This is a genomic window from Streptomyces sp. NPDC086766 (assembly GCF_044746005.1).
Classification (GTDB): domain Bacteria; phylum Actinomycetota; class Actinomycetes; order Streptomycetales; family Streptomycetaceae; genus Streptomyces.
In genome coordinates, this window is the sequence record NZ_JBIVBI010000003.1 from 252,136 (window position 1) to 266,104 (window position 13,969).

The window sequence follows — 13,969 nt, forward strand, 5'->3', positions numbered from 1 at the left end:
CGCCGGGTAACCTGGCGGGGTGACAGGCTCGGAAGCATCCCCCCAGTTCCGGCTCGCGTACGTCCCCGGGGTGACGCCCGCCAAGTGGGTGCGGATCTGGAACGAGCGCCTGCCCGACGTCCCGCTCACCCTCCTGCAGGTCCCGGCCGCCGAGGCATCCGAGGTGCTGCGGCGAGGCGAGGCGGACGCGGGAGTGGTACGGCTGCCGGTGGACCGTACGTTCTTCAGCGCGATCCCCCTCTACGCCGAGACGACGGTGGTGGTCGTGCCCAAGGACCACCTGATGACCGCCGCGGACGAGGTGAGCCTCGAGGACCTCGCCGACGAGGTCCTCTTCCACCCGCTCGACGACGTGCTCGGCTGGGAGCGGCCTCCCGGCGAGCCGGCCTTCGAACGCCCGGCGACCACCGAGGACGCCGTCGAGCTCGTGGCGGCGGGGGTGGGCCTGCTGGTCGTCCCGCAGTCCCTGGCCCGTCTCCACCACCGCAGGGACCTGACCTACCGGCCGGTCGTGGACGCCCCGCAGTCCGGCGTCGCGCTGTGCTGGCCGGAGGAGGCGACCACCGACCTGGTCGACGACTTCATCGGCATCGTCCGCGGACGGACGGCCAACAGCACCCGGGGACGCCGACCCCAGCAGTCCTCCGCGGAAGCGGGGGGCAAGCGCTCAGAGGGCGCCGCGTCCGGCGCCCGCCGCAAGCCCACGGCGGGCGGGAAGAGCGGCGGGAAGACCGGTGGAGCGGCGGGCAGGACCGGCGGCGGCACGGCGGGGAGGAAGGCGTCCGGCGGCCGGGGCGGGCGCGGCGGCCCGTCCGGAGGCGGCTCCAGGAGCGACGGCCGCGGCCGCCCCCGCCGCCGTTCGTAGCGAGGCGCGCGTCACCTCTTGGCCGTACGGCCGATCGACTCCACCAGCGGTAGCAGCCGGTACGGGACCCGCTCGCGCAGGGCGACCTCGGAGCGCGTGCGCACCACGCCCGGGAGGCTGATGAGCTTCTGGATCACGTCCTCCAGGTGGGCGTTGTCGCGGGCCACGACCCGGGTGAGCAGGTCGCCGCCGCCCGTGATCGAGAACGCCTCGACGATCTCCGGCACCCCGGCCAGCGCGTCGCCGACGTCGTCGAGGTGTCCCTGGGTGACCTCGATGTGGACGAAGGCGAGCACGGGGTGCCCGAGCGCGGAGGGGGAGAGCGTCGGGCCGGTGCCGGTGATCACCCCGTCCCGTTCCAGCCGGTCGAGGCGGGCCTGGAGCGTGCCGCGCGCGACACCGAGAATCCGGGCGTACTCGCGCACGCTGGTGCGAGGCTGCTCCAGCAGCAGACGCAGAATGCGGGTGTCGAGCTCGTCCACGGCCACGGCGGTGTCGACCTTCCTGGTGCGGTGTGATCACTGCCGACTGTACCAATGGCTCAGCCGCGTGCGGCCGGAGTGAGCCAGAGGGATTCGTCCATTGGTACTGGGCCGGGCCCCGGCGTCGATCCCGAGATGGGCCAATGGCTCAGTGACGCACCGGACACTTGAGCCAGAGGCCGCCCGGATGCTCTCATGGTCGGGTCGATGGCGCTGCGGATCCCGCGGCGCCTTTTTCATGCCGGTGCGCCACGAGGCCTCCGGTGGTGCCCGTGCCCGCGGTGTTCCCGCCGTCACGGGCCCGGTCACAGGTCTTCCGAAGGGGGCGGTAATCCGTGCTGAAGAGGGTGTTCGCGGCTCCGGACCCGGGCCGGATCCGACTGCGCTTCGCCGCCCGGGCCGTGCTCGGCATCGGCCTCGCGGTCGTGGTCTGCGGCCTGGCCGAACACTCCCTGGTGGGCGCCGTCACCGGCGGCCTCGCCGCCCTGCTCGCCCTCTTCACCGTCGCCGACGCCACGGTCCGCGGCCAGGCGGTCACCACCGCGCTGCTGCCGGTCGTCGGCCTGCCCGTGCTCGCCGCGGCGGCCGAGCTGCACGCCCACCCCGTGGCGCGTGACCTGGTCTTCCTCGCCGTGGTCGGCGCCGGCGTGTACGCGCGCCGCTGGGGACCGCGCGGCCACAGCCTCGGCGTGTTCGCGTTCATGACCTTCTTCGTGGCGCAGTTCCTCCACGCCACGGCCGACCGGCTGCCCGAGTTGTTCTCCGCCGTACTGCTGTCCGTGCTCAGCGCGGCGGCGGTGCGCTTCGGGCTGTGGTGCTACGAACGCCGGCTGCCCCCGGTCGCCGTGCCCGCCCCGGCCGGCGGCACCGGACTCGCCCGCGTGACCACCCGGCAGGCCGTCCAGGCGACCGCCGGCGCGGGTTTCGCGCTGGTCGTGGGCCAGCTGATGTCCGGGCAGCGCTGGTACTGGGCCGTCGGCGCCACCTGGTGGGTCTTCGTGAACACCGCCTCGCGCGGCGAGACCCTGGTACGCGGCTTCCGGCGCGTCCTCGGCACGGTCATCGGCATCGGACTCGGCTTCCTCGTCGCCGTCCCCCTGCACGGAGCCCCGCTCCCGACGGCCGTCCTCGCCGCCGTCAGCGTCTTCGGCATCTTCTACACCGCCGCCGTCTCCTACACCTGGATGATGCTCTGGGTGACGCTGCTCGCCGAGTCGCTCTACGGGCTCCTGGGCGTGATGAGCCCCGGACTGCTCGCGCTGCGGCTCGTGGAGACCGGCATCGGCGCGCTCGGAGCCGGGCTGGCCGTGCTCTTCGTCCTGCCGGTCACCACCCACGCCGTCACCGACTCCTGGATCCAGCGTGCCCTGCACTGCGTCCACGCGTGCACCGGCGAGGCCGCGGCCCGCCTCGCGGGTGCCCCCGACGCCGACCCGGCGCCGCGCGTGGCCGAACTGGAGCAGCTGCTCGGCCGGGTGCGGCTGTCCGTCGCACCGCTGGTGCACCCCCTGAACCCCATGCTGGGCCGCAAGCGGCGCGCCCGCCGGGTGCTCGCCCTGCTCGACGACTGCGCCCGTGAGATCCGTGGCCTCGTCTCCGTCGCCGCCGACCCGGTGGCCTCCCACGACGCACGGCTCGCCGCCGCGTGCTGGCGCGTGGAGGCCGCGGTGGAGGCGCTGACCACCCGCGGCGCCGAGCGCGTCGAGATGGGCACCACCCGCCCGCCGACGACGGAACCCGCACTCGCCCACCTGCACGGACTGGAGCGGGCCCTCGCCGACCTGGCCGAGCCCCTGCGGACCCCGCCGGGCTCGCCCCTGGTCGGCGCCTGACGACCGTCCCTCGCGCGGAGCGGCTCGTCACCGGGGGGTGCCGGGCGGGCCCCAGGACCGCGTGCCCCTCGGACGGCCGGGGCCGCGTGGGTCTTGAGCGGCCGGAGCCGCGCGGGGTCTCGAACGCGGGAGCGCCGGAGCGACAGCGCGGCTCCAAGGGCCTGGCGGCGTTGATCCAGTAGAGCCGGGGCGGTACCGAGTCCTGACAGCCGGGGCGGTACGGACGCTCGAGTGGCCGGCACCGCACGGACCCTCAGCGGCGCGGGGCCGGACCCTCTACGGCCGTACCCGCCTCCGAACGCCGGGACGGCGGAGGCTCCCGACGGCCGAGGTACCGCGGGGTCTCGGAGGGGCCGGAGCCACGCGACGCCCCGAACGCCGGAGCCAGGGGGGCTCGAAGGGCCGGCGTGCCGCGGGGCCTGCGACGCCCGGCCCCGGCGCGGCGCAGGGCCTCCGACGCCTGCGCGGCGCAGAGCCTCCCATCCCGGCGCAGGACGGAGCCGCACGCGCCCGCCGAAGTGCCGCAGCGGCGCGTCCCTCCGCTTGGTCTAGACCGATCTTGATCGACTGCTACCGTCGCCCCGAACGGCACGGGCGAGCGAGAGGGGACAGCTGTGGCGGACGGCGGGACGCGGCGGCGGGCTTTCATCGGGTCGTTCACGGCGGAGGGCGGCCCCGGTGTCGTCACCGCGGCCGTGGCCGGGGACGGCGGCGCGCTGACCGTGCTGAGCCGCACGGACGGTGTGCGCGACCCGTCCTACCTGGCCCTGTCGCCGGACGGCGGCACGCTCTACGCGGTCAGCGAGACGGCCGAGGGGGCCGCGGCCGTCTACCGGGTGAAGGGGGAGACCGTCGAGCTCGCCGGATCGCCGGTACGGGTCGGCGGCAGCGGCCCCACCCACCTGAGCCTGGTGGACGGGCACCTCCTGACCGCCAACTACGGCTCCGGCAGCGTCAGCGCCGTTCCCGTCCGGGCCGACGGGCGTCTCGCGCACAGCCCGTCCGACGTGCTCCAGCACACCGGCTCCGGCCCGCACGAGCGCAGGCAGCGGGGCCCGCACGTCCACCAGGTGCAGCAGGACCCGAGCGGGGCCTGGGTCGTCAGCGTCGACCTCGGGACGGACTCGGTCCGGGTGTGCACGCTCACGCACGGCAAACTCCTGCCGCACCGGGAGATCGCGCTGCGCCCCGGCTCCGGACCGCGCCACCTGGCATTCCACCCGGACGGCGTCCATGGCTACGTCGTGAACGAACTCACCCCCACGGTCACCGTCTGCCGCTGGGACGCCGCCGCCGGCTCGCTGAGGCCGCTGGCCGAGACGCCGGTCCTGCCGGACGCCCCGGCCGGTGACGCCCACCCCTCCGGCATCGTCGTGGCGCCGGACGGGCGCTTCGTGTGGATCGCGACGCGCGGTGAGGACGTGCTGTCCCTGTTCGCCGTGGAGGAGGGCGGGGACCGGCTTCGGCTGGTGGCGGCGGTCTCGTGCGGGGGCCACTGGCCGCGCGCCCTCGCCCTCCACGACGGCTTCCTCTATGTCGCGAACGAGCGCTCCGGGGACGTGACCTGGTTCGCCCTCGATCCCGAGACGGGGCTGCCGGTGCGGGCCGGCGCGGTGCGCATCCCGGCGGCCTCCTGCGTGGTCTTCGGCTGACCGGGGGCGAGCGGCGAGGCGAAGGGCCCCGCTCCTCGGTGAGGAGCGGGGCCCTTGGTCGTACGGGTGGTGCGGTGGAACGGCCTGCTCAGCGAACCGGCGCGCCCTGCGGCTGCTGCGGGGCGATACCCAGAGCCGTCGTGTACTTGGCCAGGGCGAGCTTGCCGATCGCCGGGTAGGGGCCGAGGGGCTCGGCGGCCGCGCAGCCCGCCTCCTCGGCGGCCGCCGCGACCAGCCCGGCGTCGATCTCCGGGCCGATCAGGTACGGCGCCAGCGCCAGCTGCTGCGAACCGGAGGAGCGCAGCTGCTCGGCGACGGCCGTGATGGAGCCCTCCTCGTCGAGGGCGGCCGCCATCACCGGCACGGCGAGGCGGGCGGCGAGCAGCATGCCGGTGATCCCGGCCGCCTGCACGGCCTCGTCGCCCCCGACGGAGGCCAGGACGATGCCGTCCGCGGCGGTCGCCACGGTGAACAGGCGGGCGCGGTCGGCGCGGGCCAGACCGGCCTCGGACAGGCGCACGTGCAGCGCCTCGGCGAGCAGCGGGTGCGGACCGAGCACGTCGGTCAGCTCCGCGGCGACCCGGCTGTCCATGACGGCCTGGCGGATCTGGCGCAGCAGCGCGCTGTCCGGACCGGCCAGCAGCGGGACCACGACGGCGACGGGGCCGTCGGGCTCCTTGACCTCCAGGCCGGCGGCGACCGCCTGCTCGTAGCGGGCGGTGCGCTCCTCCGCGGCCTGTGCGAGCACGGACTGCAGCGAGGGGTGCTCGGCGTCGTCCCCCTCGACGTAACCGATCCGTGCGTCGAGGCCGGGAAGCTCGGAGCGCGCGATACTCACCACCTCCTCGGCAAGGCTGCGCGAGGCGGCGCCGGGCGTGCCCGGCACCGCGAGGACGAGCGCGGGCGCGCCCTCGGGAGCCGCCAGCGGTTCGGGACGACGGTGCCGTCCGGGCTGGCGGGGGCGCGGCATTCGTACTGGCAGGCCGGACGCGGGCCCAGTGGGGGAGCTCATGGCGCCGCATGTTACTGGCTTTCGGGGCTCCCCTGTTCGGGGAGGGTGCAGGTGAGCGGTATCCGTCCGGTTTTGTCTGATTGAGTTACGTACGGATCCGAACACCGACGCACAGAATCGGGCCGGATGTGGCAACTTGCCTGGAACATGGCCGTACTTGTCCGACATGCGTGGACGTGGGAACTCGACTCCCTCACCGGCGGGCGACGTAGAGCATCCTCTCGTCCCCCGGCAGGGTGAGGGCGCCCCCGGCCAGGTCGGTCGCGATACGCACGGAGCCGTGGAGCGGATCCCCCTCGGCGGGTACGCGCCGGGCGTGCGGCAGCCGCCCGGCCAGTTCCCGGTCCAGGGGTACGAGGAGGGGGTCGCCCATCTTGAACAGGCCACCGGTGAGGGCGATCCGGGGCTCGCCCGTGGGCGGGCAGACGGCGGCGGCGGACTCCGCCATGTGCCGGGCCGCGGCGCGAAGGATCCCGGCCGCGACGGGGTCGGCGGGGGCGCAGGAGGCGACCCGGGGCGCGAAGGAGGCCAGGACGGCGGCGCGGTCCGCCCGCGGGTAGAGCATGCCGGGCAGCTCCGGCATCGGCCCGAACGCCTCCTCCGCGCAGGCGAGCAGGGCGGCCGAGCCGCCGTCCCGTCCGTCGTGGGCGCGGAGCGCGGCCTCCAGCCCCGCACGGCCGATCCACGCCCCGCCGCCGCAGTCGCCGAGCAGGTGGCCCCAGCCGTCGGCGCGGCGCCAGCGGGTCAGGTCGGTACCGATCGCGATGAGTCCGGTCCCGGCGGCGATCACGACACCGGGCCGTGCGCCGAGGGCGCCGGCGTAGGCGGTGACCGCGTCGGCCACCAGCGCGACCGTCCGCACGCCGAGCTCCCGCGCCAGGGCGCCGGGCAGTTCGGCGCGCAGGGCGTCTCCGAGGCCGGCGAGCCCGGCGGCGCCCACGACGGCCGTCCCCAGCCGTCCCACGCCGGCCTCTGCCGCCAGCGCCCGTGCCATGGGCACCAGTTGGTCCATCAGATGGCCCGGGTCGATCCCCCGGGCGCCGGTCCGCACCGGTTCCCCGGACTCCCGCCGCGGCCGCGCCGACGGGTCGTCCCCCGGCACTCCGACGACGGCCCTCAGCCCGGAACCCCCCGAGTCCACGGCGAGAAACCCGCACACGTCGGACCCGCGCGCAGCGACGCCGGCCGGCAGCGGCGGTGTCGAGCCGCCCGCCGACGGCGCGGACACCGGCCCGCCCGCCGGCCGCCGCTCGGCACCGGCGGGCGCGATCCCTTCGGCACCGGCCCGCCGGTCTTCCCCGGCCGCGCCCACCCCGCCGAGGACGGGCGGGGGCGGTCCGGGCGGGCCGTCGGCCGTCACGGCAGTCGCCAGTCCACCGGTTGGCCGCCCTGCCGGATCAGCAGGTCGTTGGCACGGCTGAAGGGGCGGGAGCCGAAGAAGCCGCGGTCGGCCGACATGGGGGAGGGGTGGGCGGACTCCACCGAGGGCAGGTCGCCCAGCAGCGGCCGGAGGTTGCGGGCGTCGCGGCCCCAGAGGATCGACACCAGCGGCTTGCCGCGCGCCGCCAGGGCCCGGATCGCCTGCTCGGTGACCTCCTCCCAACCCTTGCCCCGGTGGGCGGCCGGGCGGCGCGGGGCCGTGGTGAGCGCCCTGTTGAGCAGCAGGACGCCCTGCCGGGTCCAGGGCGTCAGGTCACCGCTGGACGGCTGCGGCAGCCCCAGGTCGCTCTGCAGCTCCCGGTAGATGTTGATCAGGCTGCCGGGCAGCGGCCGCACATCGGGCGCGACCGAGAAGGACAGCCCCACCGCGTGCCCCGGGGTCGGGTACGGGTCCTGTCCGACGATCAGGACGCGGACGTCGTCGAAGGGCTGCTGGAAGGCCCGCAGGACGTTCTGCCCGGCCGGGAGATAGGTGCGTCCCGCGGCGACCTCCGCGCGCAGGAAGTCGCCCATTCCGGCGATCCGTCCGGCCACGGGTTCCAGCGCCTTCGCCCAGCCCGGTTCGACGATCTCATGCAAGGGTCGTGGTGCCACGGGCGTCACCCTACTGCCGGGCACCGACCGACGATCAACCGGTGGCCCCTCACCGGCCGATGACGACCGAACCGTCCCCGAAAGTGAACGACCGCTTCTCTCCCGGGTGTTCACGCCTCCGGAGTCCGTCGGCGGCCGGCTCGGCGTGCCGTCGACGCCGGCGGCCGCGTCCGTGGGCCGGGGACCGGCCTCCGCGTAGGTGCTCAACCGATCACCGCCGCCCGCACACACAGCACGTCCGGCAGATGGGACGCCAACTGCCGCCAGCTGTCGCCGTCGTCGGCCGAGGCGTACACCTCGCCGTTGCGGTTGCCGAAGTACACGCCGGCCGGGTCCCCGTTGTCGGTGCACAGCGCGTCGCGCAGCACGGTGCCGTAGTGGTCCTCCTGGGGCAGACCGGCCGACAGCGGCTCCCAGCTCTTGCCGGCGTCCGACGTGCGGAACACGCGGCACCGGTGGGCGGCGGGCACCCGGTCCGCGTCGGCGTTGATCGGGAACACGTACGCCGTGTCCCCGCGATGCGGGTGGGCGGCCGCGGCGAAGCCGAAGGTCGAGGGCAGGCCCGCGCCGATGTCCGTCCAGTGTGCGCCCGCGTCGTCGCTGCGGTACACCCCCCAGTGGTTCTGCAGGTACAGCCGGTCGGGGTCGGCCGCGTCCTGCGCCACCTTGTGGACGCACTGCCCGAACTCCGGGTTCGGATCGGGCAGGAACACCGCGGCGACACCGGAGTTGGCGGGCGCCCAGCTCGCGCCGCCGTCGACGGTGCGGAACACCCCGGCGGTGGAGACCGCCACGGTGACCGCCTTCGGGTCGCGCCGGTCGGTCACCACCGTGTGCAGACCCTCACCGCCGCCGCCCGGCACCCACTTCGACCGCGTGGGGTGCTCCCACAGGGGCCGCACCAGCTCGAAGCTCTCGCCGCGGTCCTCGGAGCGGTACAGTGCGGCCGGTTCCGTGCCCGCGTACACCACGTCCGGCTCGGCGGCCGCCGGGTGCAGCTGCCACACGCGCTCGAGCGAAGCGCCGGTTTCCTTGGGGAACTTGACCGCCGGCCGGGCGGGCTCGGTCCAGGTCCGGCCCAGGTCGTCGGAGTGGAACACGGAGGGTCCCCAGTGCGAGCTGTCGCCTCCGACCAGCAGCCGCGTGGTGCCGCCGCGGGTGTCGATGGCGACCGAATAGACGGCCTGCGCGTTGAAGTACGGGCTGTCGTCGAACTCCCAGGAGCCGCCTCGCCGCCGTCCGATGAACAGACCCTTTCGGGTGCCTACGGCGAGCAGTACCTCGGTCATGCCGATCACCTCCGCGACATCGTCGTCCGAGACCTCCTCGTCCCGGACACCGGCCAGTCTGCACCCCACCACTGACAGTCACCCCCGAAGCCGCGTCGCCGCAGGTCAGAGCGGCGATGCCGAGACGCCCTACCATCCCGGCCGACCCGTTTCCACGGATTCCGGCGGAACCGTGCGTGAGCGCCGGGACTCGTGGGAATGTCGAGTCGGGGGAATCGCCGTGAGCATCGAGGACCCTTCCTCCGTATGGGAGGGCGGTCCGGCATGTCCGTGCGCTCGTGAGGAGGATGCCTTCGATGGCGTTCCGTGGTCCGAAGGTGTGGCTGTGGCGCTGGCGCCGCAATCCGCTCAGACGCCGCGCCGACGCGGTGGAGGCCTGGGTGGTGCTCGGTGCCTGGCTGTGCACCGTCCTCGCCGGGGTGCTCGCCGGATGGACGGCGGCCCGGGCCGTGGAACTCGGGCTGGCCCGGGAACGTGTCGAGTGGCGGCCCACGCTCGCCCTGGTGGCGCGGCAGGCGCCCGGCCCCTCCGCCGGCGCCCAGTCGCGCGACGACGGGGCCGGGGAGGACGGGGAGGAGGACGGCGACCGGGTGAGCGGCGGCCTGAGGGTGTGGACGAAGGTGCGGTGGAACGGCGCGGACGGCTCCGCGCACACCGGTCAGGTCAGGGTCCGGCCCGGCAGCGCGGTCGGCACGCCGGTCACCGTGTGGACCGATCCGCAGGGCCGGCTGGTGACCCGCCCCGCCACGGCCGCCCAGGCCCGGACGCGAGCCGTGGTGATCGGCGGCCTGGTGGGGACGACCGCGGCCGCCTTCCCCCTGGTCGGCGGCCGGGTCCTGTGCCGCCGCCTGGAGCGTCGGCGGATGGAGCAGTGGGACGCCGAGTGGGCACGTTTCGGCCCACTGTGGGGCCGTAAGACCTGGTGAAGCCGGCCCACCGCCCGCCCGGCTCCGCAGGGGCGGGGATCCGAGCCGCGCCGGAGCCCGGGGGCCGGACGGGCGCCACTTCGGGCCGGAGCCGCGCCGAAGCCGAGGCTGGGCGGGCGGCGGCCCAAGTCGAAGCAGAGCCGGAGCCCGGAAGTCGGACGGGCGGCACTGTGCGCCGGAGCCGTGGGCTGGACCGGCACCACCCAAGCCGGAGCCGCGCCGAAGCCGGGGGCCGGAGGGCGTTCAGTCCCGGTCCGGCAGCGCCCGTTCCAGGATCGTGCCGAGGTCCGCGGTGGCGGGCAGCGTGCCGAAGGCGTGTCCCCAGTCGCCGCCGAGCCGGGTCGCGCAGAAGGCGTCGGCCACCGCGGGCGGGGCGTACCGGACCAGGAGGGAGGCCTGGAGGGCCAGTGCCATCAGCTCCACCAGGCGGCGCGCGCCCACCGGGGACGCCTCGGTCAGCTGGTTCTTCAAGCGGGTCACGGCCGCGTCCAGCCGGGCGTCGGCGCCCTCGGCGGAGGCGAGTTCGGCGAACAGCGCCTCCGCCGCGCCGGGCTCCCGGCCCAGCGCCCGCAGCACGTCGAGCGCGTTGACGTTCCCCGACCCCTCCCAGATCGACAGCAGCGGCGCCTCGCGGTAGTGCCGGGGCATTCCGGACTCCTCGACGTAGCCGTTGCCGCCCAGGCACTCCAGGGCCTCCGCCGTGAAGGCCGGACCGCGCTTGGTGACCCAGTACTTCCCGACGGCGGTCGCGATCCGCCGGAACGCCGCCTCGCCGACGTCCCCCCGCACCGCGCGGTCGGCCGCCCCGGCCAGACGCAGCGCGAGCGTCGTGGCGGCCTCCGACTCCAGCGCCAGGTCGGCCAGGACGTTCCGCATGAGCGGCTGGTCGGCCAGCAGCGCGCCGAAGGCACGGCGGTGGCGTACGTGGTGGCCGGCCTCCACGAGCGTCTTGCGCATCAGGGCCGCCGACATCATCACGCAGTCCAGCCGCGTGCAGTTGACCATCTCGATGATCGTCCGGACGCCCCGCCCCTCGGGCCCGACCAGCCAGGCCACGGTCGCGTCGAACTCCGGCTCGGACGAGGCGTTGGACCGGTTGCCGAGCTTGTCCTTGAGCCGCTGGATGCGGAAGGTGTTGCGGGTGCCGTCCGGCAGGACGCGCGGCACCAGGAAACAGGACAGGCCGCCGGGGGCCTGCGCCAGCACCAGGAAGACGTCGCACATCGGCGCCGAGGTGAACCACTTGTGCCCGCGCAGCGTGTACACGCCGGGCTCGGCGGTGGGCGTGGCCGTCGTCGTGTTCGTCCGGACGTCCGAACCGCCCTGCTTCTCGGTCATCCCCATGCCCGCCAGCAGACCCGGCTTCTCGGCGGGGACCCGCAGCCCGGGCTCGTACACGCGGCTGGTCAGCAACGGCTCGTAGACGGCGGCGAGTTCGGGCTGCGCGCGCAGGGCGGGGACGGCGGCGTACGTCATCGAGGTCGGGCAGCCGTGTCCCGCCTCGGTGTGGCCCCACACCAGACCGCGCGCGGTGCGGGCGACGTGGGCGCCGGGACGGCCGTCCGCCCACGGCGCGCCGGCCAGCCCCTCTGCGACCGCGGCCCGCATCAGGTGGTGCCAGCTGGGGTGGAAGTCCACCTCGTCGATCCGGTTGCCGTACCGGTCGTGCGTACGGAGCTCCGGCTCGTGCCGGTTGGCCAGCTCGCTCCACTCCTGCACCTCCGCGCTGCCGGCCCGCAGCCCGAGCCGCCGGAGTCCCTCCTCGGCCCAGCCCGCGCCCTCACGTCGCAGCCCCTCCAGCAGCGCCGTGTCCTCGGAGGCGTCGTACGGGGCCAGGGGAGGGGCCTGATTGGTGACGTCGTGGGTTCCGGCGTACGGCCGCTCGCCGGGTTGTCCGGGTTGCCCACCGTGGGGCCCGCCGGCGTGTCCACCCTGGAGCCCGCCGGGGTGTCCCCCCTGGTCGCCGCCGGACGGTTCGAGCCGCCGTCCGCCGCCCGGCTGCTCGTCCTGGTGCCCGTGCTGCGGGCCGTCCTGCCGGTCGTGTCGTGTGTGCGGGAGTGTCGAGGCCATGCGGTCAGTGTTGCACTTTCGCTGCGGCCGCAGCAATGATGCAACATCGACGCGTCCGTACAGTAAGCGACCATGAACGTCTCCCAGGAGCCCGCCGGGGTCGGCCTGCGCCCGCTGTCCGCGCGGTCGGTCGTCCTCAGCCTGCTGCTGGGCACGCACCCGCCCGAGCTGCCCGTGAAGGACCTCGTCCGGGCGGTCGAACCCTTCGGCGTCGCGGGCTCTACCCTGCGGGCGGCGCTGAGCCGGATGGTGGCGGCCGGGGACCTGCGGCGTGCGGACACCGTCTACCGCCTCAGCGACCGGCTGCTGGAGCGCCAGCGCCGCCAGGACGCGGCCGTGCACCCCGAGACCCGGCGCTGGGACGGGGAGTGGGAGATGGTCGTCGTGACGGCGACCGGCCGGGGCCCCGCCGAACGCGCCGAGCTGCGCGCGCGGCTGGCCGAGCTCCGCCTCGCCGAACTGCGCGAGGGCGTCTGGCTGCGGCCCGCCAATCTGCGAAGACCCTGGCCCGAGGACCTCGACCGGGTGACCGAGCGCTGTCGCGCCCGCCCCGAGCGGCCCGCCCCCGAGCTGTGCGCGCGTCTCTGGCCGCTCGACGCCTGGGCCGACACGGCACGGGCGCTGCTCGCCCACGTGGCCCGGACGGACCGGCCGGCCGACCGCTTCACCGCCCTCGCTGCCGTCGTACGGCACCTGCTGGCCGACCCGGTCCTGCCGCCCGAACTGCTCCCGGCGGACTGGCCCGGACCGGCCCTGCGCACCGCCTACACCGACTACCAGCGGGAGTTGACCGAGGAGATGCTCGGCCACGCGGGGCGTCAGGGGCCTGCCTGACGCGCACATCAGCCTGCCTGACGCGCACATCCGGTCGCGGGCCGCACCGTCGGCCGCGCGCCGCGCCGTCAGGGAGCTCCGCGTGCGTCCCGTCGACTCATCCGCGCCCGGGACGTGGTGTGCCGGGACGGCCCGTGCCCAGTGGCGAGGGTGCGGTCCGTGGCGTTCCCTGGGAGAAAGCGGGACGACCAGCGCGTTGCCGGGTGCCGGGCGGCCACGGAAAGCGCTCTCACACCACGGTCGAGGAGAGTCATGGCTGAGCAGAAGTCGTCGTCGGTCCTTACGGCGCCCCTGCGCGGCGCGACCTCGGTGCTGCGCAGGGTGCCGGGCGCCGGGACGGTCGGCAGGGCGGCGCAGGGGACGCTGGACAGGATCGGCGCCGTGTCCCCGCGCGGGCGCCGACTGGTGGTCTACACGGGTGCCGGGGTGCTCGGCGTCATGGGGGTGGTGGAGTGGCCGGTCGCGGTGACCGGCGCGGCCGTGGCGTGGTTCACCCGACCCCGGCGCACGGAGACCACGGGGGCCTCGGCCGCGACCGGGAAGTCCGCGCGGGATGTCGCCCGTTCGGCCCGGAAGCCCGCGGAAGCTGCCGCCCACCGGGCTCACAAGCCCGCGCGCCAGGCCGCTCCCACCGCCCACGAGCCCGAGCGCCAGGGTGTCCCCTCGGCCCCGGAGTCCGCGCGCCAGGTCGGCCCCTCGGCCCAGGAGCCCGCGCGCGATGTCGCCTCCGCGGCTCTGCGATCCACCCAGGAGCCCGGCCCGAAGCCCGGCGGCCGGGCACCCACGCCGGCGCGCTCCGAGGGGCCCACGGCGCCCCGACCCGCCGCCACCCGGTCGGCGCGGGAGCCGTCGCCGCAGGCGGCTCCCCCGGCGGAGAAGTCCGCCGAGGAGCAGGGCGAGGCGCCCGCGCCCGGCGCGTCCACCGGCCCCCTCGGTCCGACGGCGCGGCCCGGCCGCACCACCCGCTGAGGGC

The 13,969-nt window shown here is 75.6% G+C and carries 12 protein-coding genes; 6 read left to right on the forward strand and 6 right to left on the reverse strand.

The window, feature by feature from the left end; translation table 11 throughout:
* Positions 1–19: 19 nt before the first annotated feature.
* Complete coding sequence (locus ACIPM1_RS06995) at positions 20–865, forward strand: LysR family substrate-binding domain-containing protein (RefSeq protein WP_402429991.1); 846 nt, start codon at positions 20–22, stop codon at positions 863–865.
* Between the two features lie 11 nt (positions 866–876).
* Here ACIPM1_RS06995 and ACIPM1_RS07000 read toward each other — a convergent pair whose 3' ends face one another.
* Positions 877–1,353, reverse strand: coding sequence for an Lrp/AsnC family transcriptional regulator (locus ACIPM1_RS07000; protein WP_356180093.1), 477 nt, complete (start codon positions 1,351–1,353; stop codon positions 877–879).
* 329 nt (positions 1,354–1,682) lie between these two features.
* Here ACIPM1_RS07000 and ACIPM1_RS07005 point away from each other — a divergent pair, with 329 nt between their 5' ends.
* Together ACIPM1_RS07005 and ACIPM1_RS07010 are read left to right on the forward strand one after the other, a co-directional pair.
* Positions 1,683–3,179: an FUSC family protein gene (locus ACIPM1_RS07005; protein WP_402429994.1), complete on the forward strand. Its 1,497-nt coding sequence runs from the start codon at positions 1,683–1,685 to the stop codon at positions 3,177–3,179.
* Between the two features lie 614 nt (positions 3,180–3,793).
* Positions 3,794–4,831, forward strand: a complete 1,038-nt coding sequence (locus ACIPM1_RS07010; protein ID WP_402429997.1) for a lactonase family protein — start codon at positions 3,794–3,796, stop codon at positions 4,829–4,831.
* An 88-nt stretch (positions 4,832–4,919) separates the two neighbouring features.
* On the opposite strand, the gene ACIPM1_RS07015 is transcribed toward ACIPM1_RS07010, so the two are convergent.
* The 4 genes from ACIPM1_RS07015 to ACIPM1_RS07030 form a co-directional block, all read right to left on the reverse strand.
* Positions 4,920–5,843, reverse strand: a complete 924-nt coding sequence (locus tag ACIPM1_RS07015; RefSeq protein ID WP_356180085.1) for a hypothetical protein — start codon at positions 5,841–5,843, stop codon at positions 4,920–4,922.
* Between the two features lie 193 nt (positions 5,844–6,036).
* A complete protein-coding gene (locus tag ACIPM1_RS07020; protein WP_402430719.1) occupies positions 6,037–7,002 on the reverse strand; it encodes an N-acetylglucosamine kinase in 966 nt (321 codons plus the stop codon).
* A gap of 197 nt (positions 7,003–7,199) precedes the next feature.
* The gene (locus ACIPM1_RS07025) at positions 7,200–7,877 is read right to left on the reverse strand and encodes a uracil-DNA glycosylase (RefSeq protein ID WP_402430001.1); all 678 of its coding nucleotides are present in this window, start codon (positions 7,875–7,877) and stop codon (positions 7,200–7,202) included.
* A 203-nt stretch (positions 7,878–8,080) separates the two neighbouring features.
* The gene (locus ACIPM1_RS07030) at positions 8,081–9,238 is read right to left on the reverse strand and encodes a WD40/YVTN/BNR-like repeat-containing protein (protein WP_402430004.1); all 1,158 of its coding nucleotides are present in this window, start codon (positions 9,236–9,238) and stop codon (positions 8,081–8,083) included.
* A 224-nt stretch (positions 9,239–9,462) separates the two neighbouring features.
* Here ACIPM1_RS07030 and ACIPM1_RS07035 point away from each other — a divergent pair, with 224 nt between their 5' ends.
* Positions 9,463–10,092 (forward strand): hypothetical protein, encoded by a 630-nt coding sequence (locus ACIPM1_RS07035; RefSeq protein ID WP_402430007.1) that lies wholly within the window; start codon positions 9,463–9,465, stop codon positions 10,090–10,092.
* 243 nt (positions 10,093–10,335) lie between these two features.
* Here the strand turns inward: ACIPM1_RS07035 and ACIPM1_RS07040 are convergent, their stop codons facing one another.
* A complete protein-coding gene (locus ACIPM1_RS07040; RefSeq protein ID WP_402430010.1) occupies positions 10,336–12,162 on the reverse strand; it encodes an acyl-CoA dehydrogenase family protein in 1,827 nt (608 codons plus the stop codon).
* A 72-nt stretch (positions 12,163–12,234) separates the two neighbouring features.
* Here ACIPM1_RS07040 and ACIPM1_RS07045 point away from each other — a divergent pair, with 72 nt between their 5' ends.
* Together ACIPM1_RS07045 and ACIPM1_RS07050 are read left to right on the forward strand one after the other, a co-directional pair.
* Positions 12,235–12,996: a PaaX family transcriptional regulator C-terminal domain-containing protein gene (locus tag ACIPM1_RS07045; RefSeq protein ID WP_402430013.1), complete on the forward strand. Its 762-nt coding sequence runs from the start codon at positions 12,235–12,237 to the stop codon at positions 12,994–12,996.
* A 252-nt stretch (positions 12,997–13,248) separates the two neighbouring features.
* Positions 13,249–13,965, forward strand: coding sequence for a hypothetical protein (locus ACIPM1_RS07050; protein WP_402430016.1), 717 nt, complete (start codon positions 13,249–13,251; stop codon positions 13,963–13,965).
* Positions 13,966–13,969 lie beyond the last annotated feature (4 nt).